General features: G+C 62.6%; 9 protein-coding genes and 1 rRNA gene. 1 reads left to right on the top strand and 9 read right to left on the bottom strand.

The features are described from left to right. Positions 1-89: 89 nt before the first annotated feature. Both mmsB and I5S59_RS04485 read right to left on the bottom strand, forming a co-directional pair. Entirely contained in the window at positions 90-977 is an 888-nt protein-coding gene (gene mmsB, locus I5S59_RS04490; protein ID WP_197875576.1) for a 3-hydroxyisobutyrate dehydrogenase, read from the bottom strand. A 10-nt stretch (positions 978-987) separates the two neighbouring features. Further along, the gene (locus tag I5S59_RS04485; protein ID WP_197875575.1) at positions 988-2,514 is read right to left on the bottom strand and encodes a CoA-acylating methylmalonate-semialdehyde dehydrogenase; all 1,527 of its coding nucleotides are present in this window, start codon (positions 2,512-2,514) and stop codon (positions 988-990) included. A 137-nt stretch (positions 2,515-2,651) separates the two neighbouring features. On the opposite strand from I5S59_RS04485, the gene I5S59_RS04480 reads away from it, so the two are divergent. After that, the gene (locus tag I5S59_RS04480) at positions 2,652-3,599 is read left to right on the top strand and encodes a LysR family transcriptional regulator (protein ID WP_197875574.1); all 948 of its coding nucleotides are present in this window, start codon (positions 2,652-2,654) and stop codon (positions 3,597-3,599) included. On the opposite strand, the gene I5S59_RS04475 is transcribed toward I5S59_RS04480, so the two are convergent. The 7 genes from I5S59_RS04475 to rrf form a co-directional block, all read right to left on the bottom strand. Further along, a complete protein-coding gene (locus I5S59_RS04475; RefSeq protein ID WP_197875573.1) occupies positions 3,596-4,096 on the bottom strand; it encodes an OmpA family protein in 501 nt (166 codons plus the stop codon). The two genes, I5S59_RS04480 and I5S59_RS04475, sit on opposite strands and share 4 nt — an antisense overlap. A gap of 3 nt (positions 4,097-4,099) precedes the next feature. Then, on the bottom strand, positions 4,100-5,371 hold the full coding sequence (locus I5S59_RS04470) for a diguanylate cyclase domain-containing protein (RefSeq protein ID WP_197875572.1): 1,272 nt from the start codon (positions 5,369-5,371) through the stop codon (positions 4,100-4,102). Then, complete coding sequence (locus tag I5S59_RS04465) at positions 5,368-5,943, bottom strand: YfiR family protein (protein ID WP_197875571.1); 576 nt, start codon at positions 5,941-5,943, stop codon at positions 5,368-5,370. Before I5S59_RS04465 ends, I5S59_RS04470 begins: the two co-directional genes overlap by 4 nt. A 193-nt stretch (positions 5,944-6,136) precedes the next feature. Beyond that, positions 6,137-8,218 (bottom strand): exodeoxyribonuclease V subunit alpha, encoded by a 2,082-nt coding sequence (recD, locus tag I5S59_RS04460; RefSeq protein ID WP_197875570.1) that lies wholly within the window; start codon positions 8,216-8,218, stop codon positions 6,137-6,139. Beyond that, positions 8,215-11,895: an exodeoxyribonuclease V subunit beta gene (recB, locus tag I5S59_RS04455; protein ID WP_197875569.1), complete on the bottom strand. Its 3,681-nt coding sequence runs from the start codon at positions 11,893-11,895 to the stop codon at positions 8,215-8,217. Before recB ends, recD begins: the two co-directional genes overlap by 4 nt. Then, positions 11,892-15,371: an exodeoxyribonuclease V subunit gamma gene (gene recC, locus I5S59_RS04450; RefSeq protein ID WP_197875568.1), complete on the bottom strand. Its 3,480-nt coding sequence runs from the start codon at positions 15,369-15,371 to the stop codon at positions 11,892-11,894. Before recC ends, recB begins: the two co-directional genes overlap by 4 nt. 128 nt (positions 15,372-15,499) lie before the next feature. Further along, positions 15,500-15,599, bottom strand: a 5S ribosomal RNA gene (gene rrf, locus I5S59_RS04445); the annotation flags it as partial.

Here is a 15,599-nt window from a genome sequence, read left to right as displayed (position 1 = left end):
CCAGACTTGCCGGTGAAACACCGCAGTGCTTCAGCGGTACCGCGTTATCGTTCTTCGCGGGCAAGCCTTGCGCCTACGGGCGATGGCGACTACTCGGGCTTGCGATAACCTTCGACAATCGCCGAGAAATCCTTGCCACCGTCACCGCGCAGGCTCATCGCCTGGTACAGCTGCTGGGCCACGGCACCGAGGATCACCGGCTGGTGCGCCTGACGCGCCGCCTCAGTGGCCAGGCCCAGGTCCTTGAGCATCAGCTCGGCCCCGAAACCACCGGTGTAACCCCGCGAGGCCGGTGCGGTTTCAATGATGCCCGGCCAGGGGTTGTAGGTATCCGAACTCCAGCAACGCCCGGTGGAGCTGTTGATGATGCCCGCCAACACTTGGGTGTCGATACCCAGGGCATTGCCCAGGGCCATGGCTTCAGACACCCCGATCATCGAGATGCCCAGCAGCAGGTTGTTGCAGATCTTGGCGATCTGCCCGGTACCCACTGCACCACAATGCACGATGTTGCGGCCCATCTGCGCCAGTACCGGCTGCAGGGTGGCGAACAGCTCATCGCTGGCACCGACCATGAAGGTCAGGGTACCTGCTGCCGCGCCACCGGTGCCGCCGGAGACCGGTGCATCGGCCAGGTCCACACCCTGCTTCGCTGCGGCAGCCGACACATCACGGGCGGTCTGTGGATCAATGGTGCTGCAATCCACGACCGGGGTGCCGGCCTTGACGCCTGCCAGCACACCGTCTTCGTTCAGGTACACGCTACGCACATGGGCAGCGGCCGGCAGCATGGTAATCACCAGCTCACTGGCGCCGGCCGCTTCCTTGGGCGAGGCGCTGATCTGCCCACCCAGTTCGGCAAGCTCGGCCAGCACGGTCTTGTTCAGGTCGAACAGGTTCAGTTGATGACCGGCCTTGATCAGGTTGCGCGCCATCGGCGCGCCCATGTTGCCCAGACCGATAAATGCAATACGCATGATGGACTCCTTAGCGCAGGCTGATGGTGGTGTTCACACCGTCGTTGACGCTGTCGTCATCGAACCAGCGGCTGGTGACGGTCTTGGTCTGCGTGTAGAACTGCACCACTTGTTTGCCGTACGGGCCCAGATCGCCGAGCTTGGAACCACGGGAACCGGTGAAGCTGAAGAACGGTACCGGCACCGGAATCGGAATGTTGATCCCGACCTGGCCGACATCGATTTCATTCTGGAACTTGCGTGCGGCGGCGCCACTCTGGGTAAACAGGCCGGTGCCGTTGCCGAACGGGTTGCGGTTGACCAGGGCGATGGCTTCGTCGAGGGTGTCGACTTCGAGCACCACCAGTACCGGGCCGAAGATTTCCTGGGTGTAGATCTGCATGTCGGTAGTCACCCCGGAGAACAGGGTCGGGCCGACGAAGTTGCCCTGCTCATAACCTGGCACGCTTACATCGCGGCCATCGAGCTCAAGCGTGGCGCCTTCCTTGATGCCGCTTTCGATCAGGCCCAGCACACGCTCCTTGGCACGCTTGGAGATCAGCGGGCCGACATCGGTACCCGGCTCGCTCCCGGCATTGACCTTGAGGTTCGCGGCCAGTGCCTTGAGTTCCGGCAGCCACTCGCGGGCCTTGCCCACCAGCACCGCCACCGAGGTGGCCATGCAACGCTGGCCGGCCGCGCCGAAGCCGGCACCGACCAGGGCGTTGAGCGTCTGCGTGCGGTTGGCGTCCGGCAGCACCACGGCGTGGTTTTTCGCGCCCATCATCGACTGCACGCGCTTGCCGTGCTGACCAGCGAGGTTATAGACGTGGGTGCCGACTTCAGTGGAGCCGACAAAGGAGATCGCCTTGATGTCGGTGTGCGTGCACAGGGCGTCGACCACCTGCTTGCCGCCGTGGACGACGTTCAGTACGCCGGCCGGTACGCCGGCTTCCAGCGCCAGCTCCACCAGCATCATGGTCGACAGCGGGTCCTGCTCGGACGGCTTGAGGACGAAAGTGTTGCCGCAAACGATAGCCATCGGGAACATCCACAGCGGGATCATCGCCGGGAAGTTGAACGGGGTGATACCGGCGCAGACCCCGATAGGCTGGCGCAGGGTGTAGGTGTCGACACCGCCGGCGACGTTCTCGGCAAACTCGCCCATCTGCAGGCTACCGATACTGCACGCGTGTTCGACCACTTCCAGGCCGCGGAAAATATCGCCTTCGGCGTCGGCGATGGTCTTGCCTTGCTCGGCACTGAGGACCACGGCGATTCGCTTGGAGTGCTCACGGATCAGTGCTTGCAGCTTGAGCATGATGCGCATGCGTGCACCGATCGGAGTGTCGCGCCAGGTTTTGAAAGCACGCTGGCCCGCCGCGATGGCGGCATCGACTTCTTCGCTGGTGGCAAACGGCACGCGGGCCAGCACTTGCTGGGTGGCCGGGTTGACGACGTCGCGCCATTCGGTGGTTTTCGATTCGACCCACTGGCCGTCGATCAGCAGCTTGACCTGCTCGACCTTGGTCTGGTCGGGAGTGAGGGATGCGTTCATGTGCGTTCTCCTGAAATTGTTGTATGGGAGAGATCGACGCCGCCGGATCAGCCACGACGGACGCTTGGGTCTAGGGGCTGATTTGGAGTATAGATGTGCAAAGATCCAATAAAAACGCACATAAAATCCGGACCAACATGCAAAAAAACATCACCTCGCTCGGCGCCCTGAACTGGGATGACCTGAAGTTTTTTCTTGAAGTGGCCCGTACCCGCAAGGCCAGCAGCGCTGCCAAACGCCTGGGGGTGGACTACACCACGGTGTCGCGGCGAATCAGCTCGCTGGAAGTGGCCCTGGGTACCTTGCTGTTCGAAAAGTCACGGACCAACGGCTTTATCCTGACCGCCGAAGGCCAGCGCCTGCTCAGCTACGCCGAGTCGATCGAAAGCACCCTGCACATGGCGTGCGAGCAGGTATCGGGGTCTGGCGTAGCGTTATCCGGGCATGTCCGCATGGGCTGTACCGAAGGCTTCGGCACCTTCTTCGTCACCCCGCAACTGAGCCACTTCGTCGATGCCTACCCGGCGATCTCGGTCGACATCCTGCCGTTGCCGCATTTCATCAGCCTGTCCAAGCGCGAAGCGGACATCGTCATTGCCCTGGAGCGCCCGGAGCACGGGCCCTATGTGTGCTGCAAGCTGTGCAACTACCGCCTGCGCCTGTATGCAACCCAGGACTACCTGGACACCCACGCACCGATCACCCGCAGCAGCGACCTGGCCGATCATCAGTTCATCAGTTACGTCGACGACCTGGCCTTCAGCTCCGAGCTGTTGTACCTGGCCAATGTAATTCCCAGCGCCAGCGCCAACCTGCGCAGCACCAGCGTGATCGCCCAGTACGTGGCGGCGCTGCAAGGACGCGGCCTGGCCATCCTGCCCTGCTTCCTGGCGGCACAAGACCCGCGCCTGATTGCGATCCTGCCCGAGGAAGTGGAAATTACCCGGCAGTTCTGGATGTACTGCCGGGAAGATTTGCGCAAATTGAAGCGCATTACCCTGCTGTGGGATTACATCCGCGAGGTGACAGAGCGCAACGCGCCGCTGTTGATGGGCGAGTCGCGCGCGATGAATTTTGCCGATTAATCCGAGGCGACCACAATCGCCACACGACGATTTTCCATGCGTCCCGCCGGGGTGTCGTTGCTGGCAACCGGTGCGCGACTGCCCAGGCCACGGATGTCGATGTTCTGCGGTTGCATGCCAACTCCAGTCAGGACGCTGGCGACGCTGTTGGCTCGTCGAAGCGACAACTGCTCGTTATAGGCAGTGCGCCCCGAGGCATCGGTGTGGCCGTCGACCCGCACCCGCTGGATATCCACCGAGAGCAACGATTTGCCGATACGCTCGACGATGGTACGGCTCTCACTGTTGAGCGAATCCAGGTCACTGCCGAACAGCACCTTGCCCGACAGGCCAAACTCCCAGCCTTCGTCAGTCAGGCGGAAACCTTCCTGCTTGAGCACGGCGATCTGCGCGGCTGTCAGGCCTTTGGGCGGCACACTCTGGCAGCCGGTCAAGGCCAGCAGTATCAACGCCAGCCAGACAAAGTGGAATCGCAGGTATCGGTTCAGCTGAAACACGGTTTAGCTCCTGTTTTCTACTTGATTGGCAGAGTGCTCCGACTCTGCCGTTTGCCACTGGCCACCGCTGTTGCGTTTGGCCTGATACATCGCCGCGTCTGCCGCATTAAGCAAGTCAGCCGGTGTTTTGCCGTCATCCGGGAAGTAGGCAATGCCGACACTCAGAGAGGTGACGATGCTCGGGCCTTCCGCCAAACGAATAGGTAGCCGCATGCTGGCGATAATTTTCTCAGCAATGCGCTGGGCATCTTCGCGGCTGTATAGGGGCGCCAGCAACACGGCAAATTCGTCACCGCCCAGGCGGGCCACCAGATCATGCTCGCGCAGTTGTGCACGCACCCGGGTGGCGACACTGACCAGCACTTCGTCGCCGGCAGCATGGCCGTGGGTGTCGTTGATGTCCTTGAAGTTGTCACTGTCGAGGAACAACAGCGCCATCTGTTCCTGGTGCTTGCTGGCATTACGCAGCGTGCGGCTGAGCCGGCCTTCGAAAAAGGCGCGGTTGGGCAACCCGGTCAAACTGTCGTGGCTGGCCTGGTGGGCCAGGGTTTCGTTCTCGCTCTGCAGATGGCTCTGCCAGCTCTCCAGTTCATCGAGCAAGGCATTGAAGTCATTGCCCAGTTCATTGAGCTCGGCGATCTGCGCGGCCGGCACACGACGGTCGAAACGGCGTTCGCGCCGCGCGGCATGCGCCACGGTAGCCAGGCTGCGCAACGGGCCGACAATATCGCCGAACATTCGCCGCGACAGGTACAAGGCACCCGCAGCACTGAGTGCGGTACACAGCAGGATGCCAGCCAGGCCGCTGAGCAGAAAGCGCAACAGGCTGCCGCCCTGACCGACCAGCTCGATTCGGCCGACCTGCTGGCCCTGATGCAGCACTGGCAAAATGATCGGCTCTTCGAGCAGGCTGCTCGCTACCTGCTGTTCCATCTGTGCCAGCAGGCCTTCATCACTGCGCTCCCAGCGGGCCAGCAACTGATCGTTATCGTCGAATACCTTGGCATCAGCGACTTCTTCGGTGGCGGCGATCAGCGCCAGGGCTTCATTGGCGGCGCTGCTGTCATTGAACACCACGGCGGCTTCGACGGTGTAGTTGATCGAGCGGGCGATCAGGTGCAGGTTGTGATTGGCATACACACGCAGCGCCAGCACGCCGAGCACTGTCAGCGAAATACCTGCCAGGCCGACTGCCAGCAACGCCACACTCAGATGACGACGCCCCAGCACCGCACGCAGGGTCGGGCGCTCGCGCTTGCGATTGAACGCGATCATGGCTGCGCCGCCCGCCGCCGCGACAGCTGCAACACGCTCGGGTGTATACGCACGCCGCTGCGCGCCACCGAGTCGAGGTTAACGTCGAACGCCACTTGCTGTTCGCTGACCCGAAGGCAGAACACACTGCCCACTGTGCACGGGTCACCGGCTTCGCTGATGGTCAGTACCGGGTGACCGCTGATGGTGCTGAACAACTGGCTGCGTTCGTCCTGGTTCAACTGCCCCAGGTAAACCGCGTCGCAGGCAGTGGCGATACGGCTGTCGCCTGTCAGCAAGCGCTGCACCAGCACCGGCCGCCCCGAGGGCTGCTGGGTACCCTTTATCAGGTCATCGGCATATTCGGTCGGGCCGACCAGGCACAAGCGCAACTGCGTGGGCTCCACCGGCCAGCGGGCATAGCTGAGAATGCCCAACACCACCTGAGTCACGGCAGCCGCCCGTTGCTCGGCCATCGTCGGCGGTTCTGGCGTCTGCGCGCAGGCCAACGCAGCGAACAGCAACGACAACGCGGCCACCAGCGCGCGCGCCCAGCAGGTCACACGTCCCGTTTTCGGGGCGGCCACATTCATTAAGGAAATCTCTTACAAGCTAGAGGGATAATGTCGCAACGATAGCACAGCGGCCGTTTTTTCAGCGAGTGCGCAGGCCCTACGCGTGAGCTTGTAGGAGCCAGGCTTGCCGGCGATGGCTGCGTAGCAGCCCCGAGATCACGAGTGGGCTGTAAGCGCCTACAACTGCCGGCGCCTACAGCCAATCTCTGCGTCATACCTGCTCAAGCATCAGCCCGGACAGGCGTTTGACCTTGCGTCGCACAGCCTCCTCGAACACTCCCGCACGCGGCTCGATAAGCGTGAAACAGTGTTTTGCGCGCGTAATGCCGGTGTAGATCAACTCCTTGGTCAACACCGGGTTGAGCGCATCCGGCAGCACCAGCGCCGTGTGGCTGAACTCCGAGCCCTGCGACTTGTGCACGGTCATGGCATACACCGTTTCCACTTCATTGAGCCGGCTGGGCAAGACAAAACGCACCCCGCCACGGCCATCATTGCGGGCAAAGGCCACGCGCAGCACCTGCTGGTCGGGTTGCTGCTCATCGGGCAGCCGCAGAGCGATGCCGATATCGCCATTCATCAGGCCCAGACCATAGTCGTTGCGAGTCATCAATACCGGACGGCCTTCATACCAGGGCTGCTCGACATCGATCAGGCCAGCGTTACCGAGCACCCGGCCAACCCGCTGGTTCAGCCCTTCAACGCCCCAGGGGCCTCTTCGCACAGCGCACAGCAGCTGGAAGGTTTCAAAGCCTTGCAGCACCGCCATGGCCCACGCCTCCCAGCGCGGATCATCACCTGGCACCGTTGGCGACGGACGCTGCCGGCCAATGATCTGCAGATAGCTGCGATAGCCTTGCGGCCCCTCGCTGCCGCGGCCAAGCCCTTCAAGGATCAGGCGATCCAGCGCACGGTCCTGTTCACCGCGCAGGGTCAGGCCCAACACATCATCCTGGGTCTGCTTCAACAAAGCGCGGGCCTGGTCGGCGTCCTGCAGGTTGACCAGGCGTGCCAGTTTGCCGATACCACTGGTCTCGCCGAAGCGTCGGGAAAACCGCAGCATCACGACCTGCTGGGCCAACGGGTAGTGTTCGTTGCTGCCGGGCTGCAGTTCGCTCCCGGCCAAGGTTTCTCCGCTGACCTGTTCCAGCCAGGCTTGCGTCTGGGCACTGTAACGACCGGCCTCGGCATCCCGGCACAGGTCACCCAGCACGGCACCGGCCTCGACCGAAGCGAGCTGGTCCTTGTCCCCCAACAACACGAGCCGGGCATGTGGTGGCATGGCGGCCAGCAAATTGGCCATCATTTCCAGGTCGATCATCGACGCTTCGTCGACCACCAGCACATCCAGCGGCAACGGGTTGCCCGCATGGTGGCGAAAGTGCCGCGACCCCGGACGGCTGCCCAGCAATCGGTGAACCGTCGATACATCCGTGGGAATGTTCTCGCGAACCTGAGGATCGACAGCCAGGCGCTCGACCTGCTGGCCGATCGACTCGGTCAGCCGTGCTGCCGCCTTGCCGGTGGGCGCGGCCAGACGAATACGCAACGGTCGCCCCGTCTCCACCGCCGGCACCTGGAGCAACGCCAGCAAACGCACCACTGTCGTGGTTTTGCCGGTACCGGGACCGCCGGTAATGATGCTGAAGGCGCCACGGGTCGCCAGGGCACAGGCAAGCTTCTGCCAGTCCACCTGCCCCGCCTGGCTGCCGCCGTCGAACAGGTGCGCCAAGCGCGCAGGCAGGTCGGAGGGTGTGGGTTCGGCCTGTTCCAGGCGCTGGCGCAATGCACTATCGATCTGCCGCTCGTAGGCCCAATAGCGACGCAGGTACAAACGCTGGCCACTGAGCACCAGGGGACGAGAAGCCTGCTCTGTGTTGTCGCCGTGGGCAACCAGCCGGCTGCTCGCCAGGCGCTGCAGCCAGGTTGTCAGCGCCAGTTGCTCAAGCAGTTGCGAGGGCAGCAGCAAAGGGCCTGCCAGAGCGTCGCCTTCGGGCGGCAAGGACAGGGCAAAGTCGGGCTCGGCGAGGGTTTCCCCAAGATCCAGACACACATGGCCATGCCCCAATTGGTGGCTGGCCAATGCAGCGGCCAGCAGCACCAGCGAGTCGCCTTGCGGGTCGCGCTCTTCGAGAAACCCGACAAACGCCCGGTCCAGGGCGCGCAGCCAGCCGCGCTCCACCCAGCGGTCGAGCAGCGCCAGCAGGTCTGCACTGCGGCTCAACGGTTCGAGCGCTGCCAGATGCCCGGCATCCAGCGGCGTCGGCAACAGGTCGTCGAGAGTACGGCTCATGGTGCATCCCCCAGGAACAGGTCGTTTTGCTGTGGTGCATTGACACCACGAAACAGCGCATCCAGGCGTTCGATCAACGCTCGCGGCGGTTTCACGAAGTACACCCCACCCGATGCCGAGTGCACACCGCGCAAAAAGATGAACAATGCGCCGCCCATGTGCCGGTCGTAGTCATAGTCGGGCAGGCGTGCACGCAACTGACGGTGCATGGCCAGCAGGTACAGCACATACTGCAAGTCATAGCGGTGACTGAGTATCGCCGCTTCCATCGCCAGCTCGCTGTAGGCGCTGTCGTCAGGCCCGAGCCAATTGGATTTGTAGTCAGCCACGTAATAGCGACCATCATGTTCGAAGGCGAGGTCAATGAAGCCCTTGAACATGCCGTTGAGCTGGGCCGACTGTGCCGCGATGCGGGCGGCACCTTGATGGGTATGCTCACAGACCAGACGATCCAGCTGGCCGACATCGACCTTGTGGCTGGCAAACCAGAACTCCATCTCGATCTGATACTGGCTGAGCTGGTGCAAGGCCACAGGTGCACCCTCCGCGCTCAGCACCAGCGGCTGCACCAGCAACTGCTGCAGCCAAGGGCCGAGCGTATTGATCCAGCCACTCCAGTCACGCCGATTGCAGCGCTGGGCCACCATCGTCATCAGCGCCTGATTGTCCGTTGTGACCTGGGCAAATCCCTCATGACCGGCCCACTCGAGCAGGCCGTGCAGAAACGTGCCGGGATTCGGGCCACGCGGGAAGCGGTGGATATCGCCACTGCCAGGCATCACTTCACGCAGCTGCTGCGGGTCCGGACGCTCGTCATCGAGCAGTTGCTGGGCCTGGGAGCTATCCGTAGCCAGGTTCTGCGATTCTTCGCCGATGCGCAGGGCACTGTAGGAGGCGATCCACCAGTTTTCGGCAGCACGGCGCTTGGGCTGACGCGCAGGCAACAGCTCGGCCTGGTTGCGTGGCGCGCTGTAGCGTTGTTCGTCAGGCTCAGGCATTGCACTGCTGGCAATGGCAGAACAATCGGCCTGCATCGCCTGCAGCCATTCACTCAATTGAGTAGAAGCGGCCAGCGGCGCACCGCCCCCCAGCAGGTAACCCAGGGCTGAACGGTGCAATAACGAGGTTTTGCCGGTACCGCGCTTGAGGTCTGCAACCCCCAGCCAGCACGCATGCTGGGCACGGGTCAAGGCCACATAGAGCAAGCGCAGGTCTTCAGCCAGACGCTCATCGTCGGCCCGGGCAATCTGCTCGGAATCCGGTGTCAGGGTCAGGTGCGCGCGGCCTTCGCTGTCGTGCCAGGCCAGCGGCAAGCGCTGGCCGTCCACAGGTTTGCTGGTGCAGATGAACGGCAGGAACACCAGCGGGTACTCAAGTCCCTTGGACTTGTGAATGGTGACCACCTTGACCAGTTGCTCATCACTTTCCAGGCGCAGGATCTGCTCCTCGCCCGCCTGGCCAGCACTGGCCAGGTGCTCGCCCAAATGGCGAATCAGCGCCTGTTCGCCATCGAGCTCGGTGGCCGCCTGCTGGAGCAGTTCAGCCAGGTGGAGCAGGTTGGTCAGTACCCGCTCACCATCACTGCGTGCCATCACCACCTGCGGCAGGTCGAAGTCATGCAGCAGCCGATGCAGCATCGGCAACGCACCTTGAGTGCGCCAGATCAGCCGGTACTGGCGGAACTGCATGACCCAGCGTTCCCATACCCGCTCGTTCTGGTTCAACTGCTCCAGCTCGGACAGCGGCAGGTTCAAGGTGATACTGGCCAATGCCGCCTTGAGCAGGCGCTCGACATCCGGCTCGGCACAGGCCTTGAGCCAGGCCAGGACATCCTGGGCTTCCTGGGCGGCGAACACCGAGTCCTTGTCTGACAAGTAGACGCTGCGCACATCGCGGGCGGCCAGTTCGCTACGGATCAACTGCGCTTCGCGACCATCACGAACCAGGATGGCAATGTCCGACGGCATGCAACCACGCAACGACTGATCGGCCTGGACAAACCCGCTACGTCCCTGCTGCCCGCCATTGAGCAAGGCCACGATCTGGCTGGCACAACTGGCCGCCAGCTGCTGGCGGTAAACCGCACCCGAGACCGGCTCTTCACTGCCCAGCTGCCAGAAATTCAATGCTGCAAGCGGCTGCCCCTCCACCTGCAGTTGCTCACTACGGCCTTTGGCCTTGACTTCGACAAAGGGCACCGGGTTGTCGTCGCCGTCACGGAACAGAAACGCTCCTCGCCCCGATGCGCGCAACTCGGCTTGCATGAACACATGGTTGACCGCGCTGACCATGGCCTGACTGGAACGGTAGTTGGTATCCAGGCTGTGCAATCGCCCGGCCGTGGCGCGACGGGCGCCAAGGTAGGTAAAAATGTCGGCACCGCGAAAGGCGTAGATCGCCTGTTTCGGGTCGCCGATCATGAACAGACCGGTGTCGCGGACATTTTCCTCGATGCAATAGATACGCTGGAAAATGCGGTACTGCACCGGGTCGGTGTCCTGGAATTCGTCGATCAGGGCCACCGGAAACTGCTCGCGGATCAACCCGGCCAGACGCTCACCGGTGTCACCGTGCAGCGCATGATCAAGGCGCACCAGCATGTCGTCGAAACCCATCTCAGCGCGGCGACGCTTTTCCTGCTCAAAGCGCGCACCGACCCACGCCGCCGCATGCTCGAGCAGGCAAGCATCGGGCGTCGGCAACGCCTGAATCTGGTCACGCAGGGTTTCCATGGCCTGCAATGCCGGGTGGCTGGGTGGTTCACCTTTCCAGGCTTCGGCCATGCCGACACGGGTCAGTCGCGTGAACCCGGTGCCCAGATCAAGTTCCAGCGCTTGCGGGTCGACAGCCCATGCCGCGAGTTTTTCACACCAGGGCTCAAAGTAGCGGGCCTGCATCTTGCGCCCGTCCACTTGCTTGGCAGCCAGCCCATCGCGGCAAAGCTGCAACAGCTCGGCAGACCACTGCGCCCATGGTGCCTTGAGGCGCTGAAGCTGTTCGGCACGTTGTTGCAACACCGCATCGATAAGGGCCTGTGGTTCTTCGGCGCTGTTTTCGATGTGTTGACGCCCGAACAGCGCACGCACCCGAGGTAACAGCGCATCAGGGCTGCCCCAGTGACTGCGCACCCAGCTCAAGGCTTCGCCTTGCATGCTGTAGCAGAACTGCCGCCAGTAATCGCGCATTACCTGGCCCAGCAGTTCGCTATGGTCTGTTTCCAGGCTCTGGGTGAACAGGCTGCCGCTGTCGAAAGCGTGCTCACGCAACATGCGTTGGCACCAACTGTGGATCGTCGAAACAGCCGCTTCGTCCATCCACTGTGCCGCCACATCCAGACGGTTGGCGCAGGCAGGCCAAAGGTCTTGCGGGTAGTCGTCACGCAACTGCTGCAGGAGCGGATCGGCCTCGCTCAGTTCGTTGCGAAAGAACCGCGCCGCTTCCGCCAGGCGGGTACGGATTCGCTCGCGCAGCTCTTTGGTAGCGGCATCGGTAAAGGTGACCACCAGCACCTGAGGGGGCAGCAGTTCACGATCGAAGCCTTGCTCGCCACCATGGCCGAGCACCAGGCGCAGGTACAGCGCAGAGATGGTAAAGGTCTTGCCAGTACCGGCACTGGCTTCGATCAGCTGACTGCCGTGCAGCGGGAAGCTCAGGGCCAGGGGAACAGTGCGGGTCATTGGCCGTCTTCCTCATTGCCCAGCGTCTGCCAGGGCGCATCGAACATCGGGCGGTACAAGGCTTCACACCACCCCTCGAATTCTTCGCTGGCGCTCAAGGCGGCGAAATCGTTGAACTGGCGAACCAGCGCGGTGCTTTCGCTACGCTCGCCAGAACTGTTCTGACCATCCCCTTCGTAGGCCTTGGCGGCAGCGGCAAGCGCCTTGTCGGAATCACTGTGGGACAGCCAGGCAAAAGCGGTTTTCACCGCTACCGGCAACGGTGCGGTCATACCGGCCTGACGCGCGAGTAGCAGGTCGCCAAGCAATTCGGCAGCACGTGCCTGCTCAATAGGAGCCAGCATCAAGGTGATGTCGGTGGCCACCACGGCACTGTGTAGCGGCAGCCCTACCGCGCAGGCCGACAGGTGCATGACCCAGGTAGCCGTCAGTCGGTGCCATTTCAGCGAACGACCACTGCTGATGGCATTGGGTATCGGTGTGATGCTCAACAACGACTGATCGTCGCCCTGGTAAACCCGCCCGAGCCAGCCTTCCAGTCTCAGCTGGCGGTACTCGAAACGGATCGGCAAGGCACTGTCCAACACCGTGGGCCATCGCCGCAACAGCTGGTCATGGCGCTGTAACAGATCCGGTAAAGGCTCGATCAGTTCTTCCTGCAGGCACTGTCCGAATCCGGCCAGCGGCAACATGCCGTAGCCCTGCAAGCGGCGCGCCTGAGCATGCAGGGTCAAGCCGCTGTCAGCCGGCGCCGTCAGGGCAGCGGCCAGCAGCCGCTCGCTGAGGCTGTAGCGTTGCAAAGCGTCGAGCACAAAGGGTTCTTCGTCAGCCACTGGCGCCTCGGCTGACTCGAAAAATACATTGAGGCGCTGACGGAAGAAGTGACGCACAGGGTGGCGCAGAAAGTCCTGCAGCACGTTCAGCGTCAACGCTTCATCGCTGGCATAGGCGGCAAGCACGTCGCCGGCCTTGGGCTGCCCGGTGTCGGGCACATGCAGTGCGCGCCATTCCCGGGCGTAGCTGAACAGATTGCTGCCTTTGTGGAAATAGCGGGCACTGAAGGGTTGCAGGGGATGCTCGACCGTCAGCGCGTGCAGCAGTTGTTCGCCTCCATCGCGCTTGTCGTCTGCCTTGGCACCGTGCAACTGCCATCCAGCAGCCAGATGGTCGCGGAGCTGGCCAATCAGCACCGAGGCCGGGCGTTCACTGTTGTCGCGAATACTGCGGCCGACCCAGCTGACATACAGCTGATCGCGGGCCGAGAGCAGCGCCTCCAGCAACAGGTAGCGATCATCCTCGCGGCGCGAGCGATCGCCCGGGCGGTAGTCACTGCCCATCAAGTCAAAGTCCAATGGTGGTTGCGCACGCGGGTAGTCGCCATCGTTCATGCCCAGCAGGCAGACTACCTTGAACGGAATGGCACGCATGGGCATCAAGGTGCAGAAGTTGACCGAGCCGGCCAGGAAGCGTTGCGACAAGCGCCCTTGGTCGAGCCCGGCCAACCAGGCTTCGCGAACCACGGTCAATGGCAACAAGTCGTTAAGGCCAACCGATTCGCAGGTCTCAAGCCAGGTTTCACGCAGGCCCTGCAACTGCACCAGGAGGTAATCGTCGTGCTCGGTTTCGGCAAGGAAGAACACCTGCAGCAGCGCACGCAGACGCTCGCCCCACTGCGCGGCGGTTGCCGCTTCGGAGAGCTGCTGGCAGGCGATTTCCAGGGCGTCGAGCAGTGCGACCAGCGGACCGATCAGTGCTGCGTCCAGACCGCCAATCTCATCGAACGGTTCGATTCCGTCGCAGGCTTCGCCTGCGCCTACGGCATAACCGAGCAGCATGCGGCGCAGGCCAAAGCGCCAACTGTTCTGCTCAAGACCCGCCGGTAACCCCAGGGATGCACGCTGCTCGGCATTAAGCCCCCAGCGAATGCCGGCACCTTCGATCCACCGATGCAGGGTCGGCAGGTCGCTCTCCTTTATCGCAAAACGTGCGCGCAAGGCCGGAACGTCTAGCAGATCGAGAATCTCGCTGACCGCAAAACGGCTGTCTGGCAGCTTGAGCAGATGTTCCAGCGCAATCAGCAGCGGGTCGCGGCCTCGCTGCCCCTGGTCCGTCAGGGTAAAGGGAATGAAGCGCGAATCATCACGCCCCAACTGGCCGAACACTGCGCGGATATGCGGCGCATAGGTATTGATATCCGGCAGCATGACAATCACGTCACGGGGGCGCAGCTGCGGATCGGCACTGAAGCGTGCAAGCAACTGGTCATGCAGGATTTCCACTTCGCGCTGCGGGCTGTGGGCAATGTGGAAGCGCACGGAGCGGTCCTTGGCCGGGTCGACCGCCGGCCAGCGCTCACGGGTTTCAGCCAATGGCCGAAGTTCGAGAATGTCGTCCTGCAACTGGTTGAGCAGGTTCTCCGGCTCGCTGTCGCTGAACAGGTCGATACGTCCGTCACTGAACGCTGTGCGGTAGCTGGCAGGGTCATCGTAGCTGTCGAGCAGGTTGATGTAGTCACGGCCCTGCTTGCCCCAGGCAGCCAGCAGCGGATGGGCGTGCTGGTGCAGGGATTGGGCGTCGATCAGGCTGGGCATGCCCTTCTTGCGCTGTTGGCGCTTGTACTGGTGACGCAACAGGTCCTTGTCGGCGACGATGTCCGCCCAGTGATGGCGACACGGATTGTGCACACACAGCAGCACCTGGCTGAAGCGGGCCAGGCCGGCCAATGCCTCAAGTGCCTGGGCCGGTAACGATGAAATGCCGAAAACGATTACTCGCGAAGGGAGCCCGGCCGGGGCTTGCTCGAGGGTGTTGATGCGCTCGATAAAGCGCTGGTGTACGCCGGCGCGGCTCTGCGCCATGCCGGCCTCGCCGACATCCAGCAACAGCGCACGCCACAGCTCGGCTTGCCAGCAGTTGGCGGGGGGCAGTGGCTTGGCGTCACCGCGCGCGGTGTTCAAGACATGGCGACCGGCAGCCCAGTCCTTGAGCCAGTCGGCCCGGTAAACCTGATACTGGTCAAAGAGGTCGGCAAGGCGCTCGGCAAGCTGATAGCGCTTGCGCAGGTCCGAGTCGTCGGTAAGGAAGCGCTGCAGGGGCTCGAAGTGAGGCTTGTCGATGACCTCGGGCAGCAGGCGCATCAGTCGCCATGTCAGTGGCGCTTTGTCCAGCAGGGAAGTCTCGGGGATCTCATCCCGTCCCAGCACACGGCGGTACAACTGCCACATAAAACTGCCCGGCAGTTGCACCTCGACGGCCGCCGCAATACCGCAGCCGCCCTGGTCATCCACTTCCGGATCTTCAGCCAAAGCCAGCTTGAGCCACTGGGCGATGCCGTTGCTCTGCACCAGGGCGATTTCATTTTCCAGGGGGGCCAGCGGATAGCGGCGCATCCAGCTCACCACCAGACTGCGCAGTTCATCCAGACGATTGCCATGGACCACCATGAATCCTGGCTGAAGAGTACGGCTGTGTGGCATAGGGCTTCCCTGGCGGCTTGCAAACTGGGGGAAACCTTACCACGAAGGTGTCCCGCGATGAGGTCGAGGTAAACACCAGAAAGACAAAACCCCTACCTGCGTACGCAGATAGGGGTTTCGGAATTTAATCTTGACGATGACCTACTCTCACATGGGGAAACCCCACACTACCATCGGCGATGCATCGTTTCACTGCTGAGTTCGGGATGGGATCAGGTGGTTCCAATG

It is taken from the genome of Pseudomonas alkylphenolica (assembly GCF_016009175.1).
Taxonomy (GTDB): Bacteria; Pseudomonadota; Gammaproteobacteria; order Pseudomonadales; family Pseudomonadaceae; genus Aquipseudomonas; species Aquipseudomonas alkylphenolica_B.
Note: the sequence above shows the minus strand (reverse complement) of the source record. Positions and strands in the feature narration are given on the sequence as shown.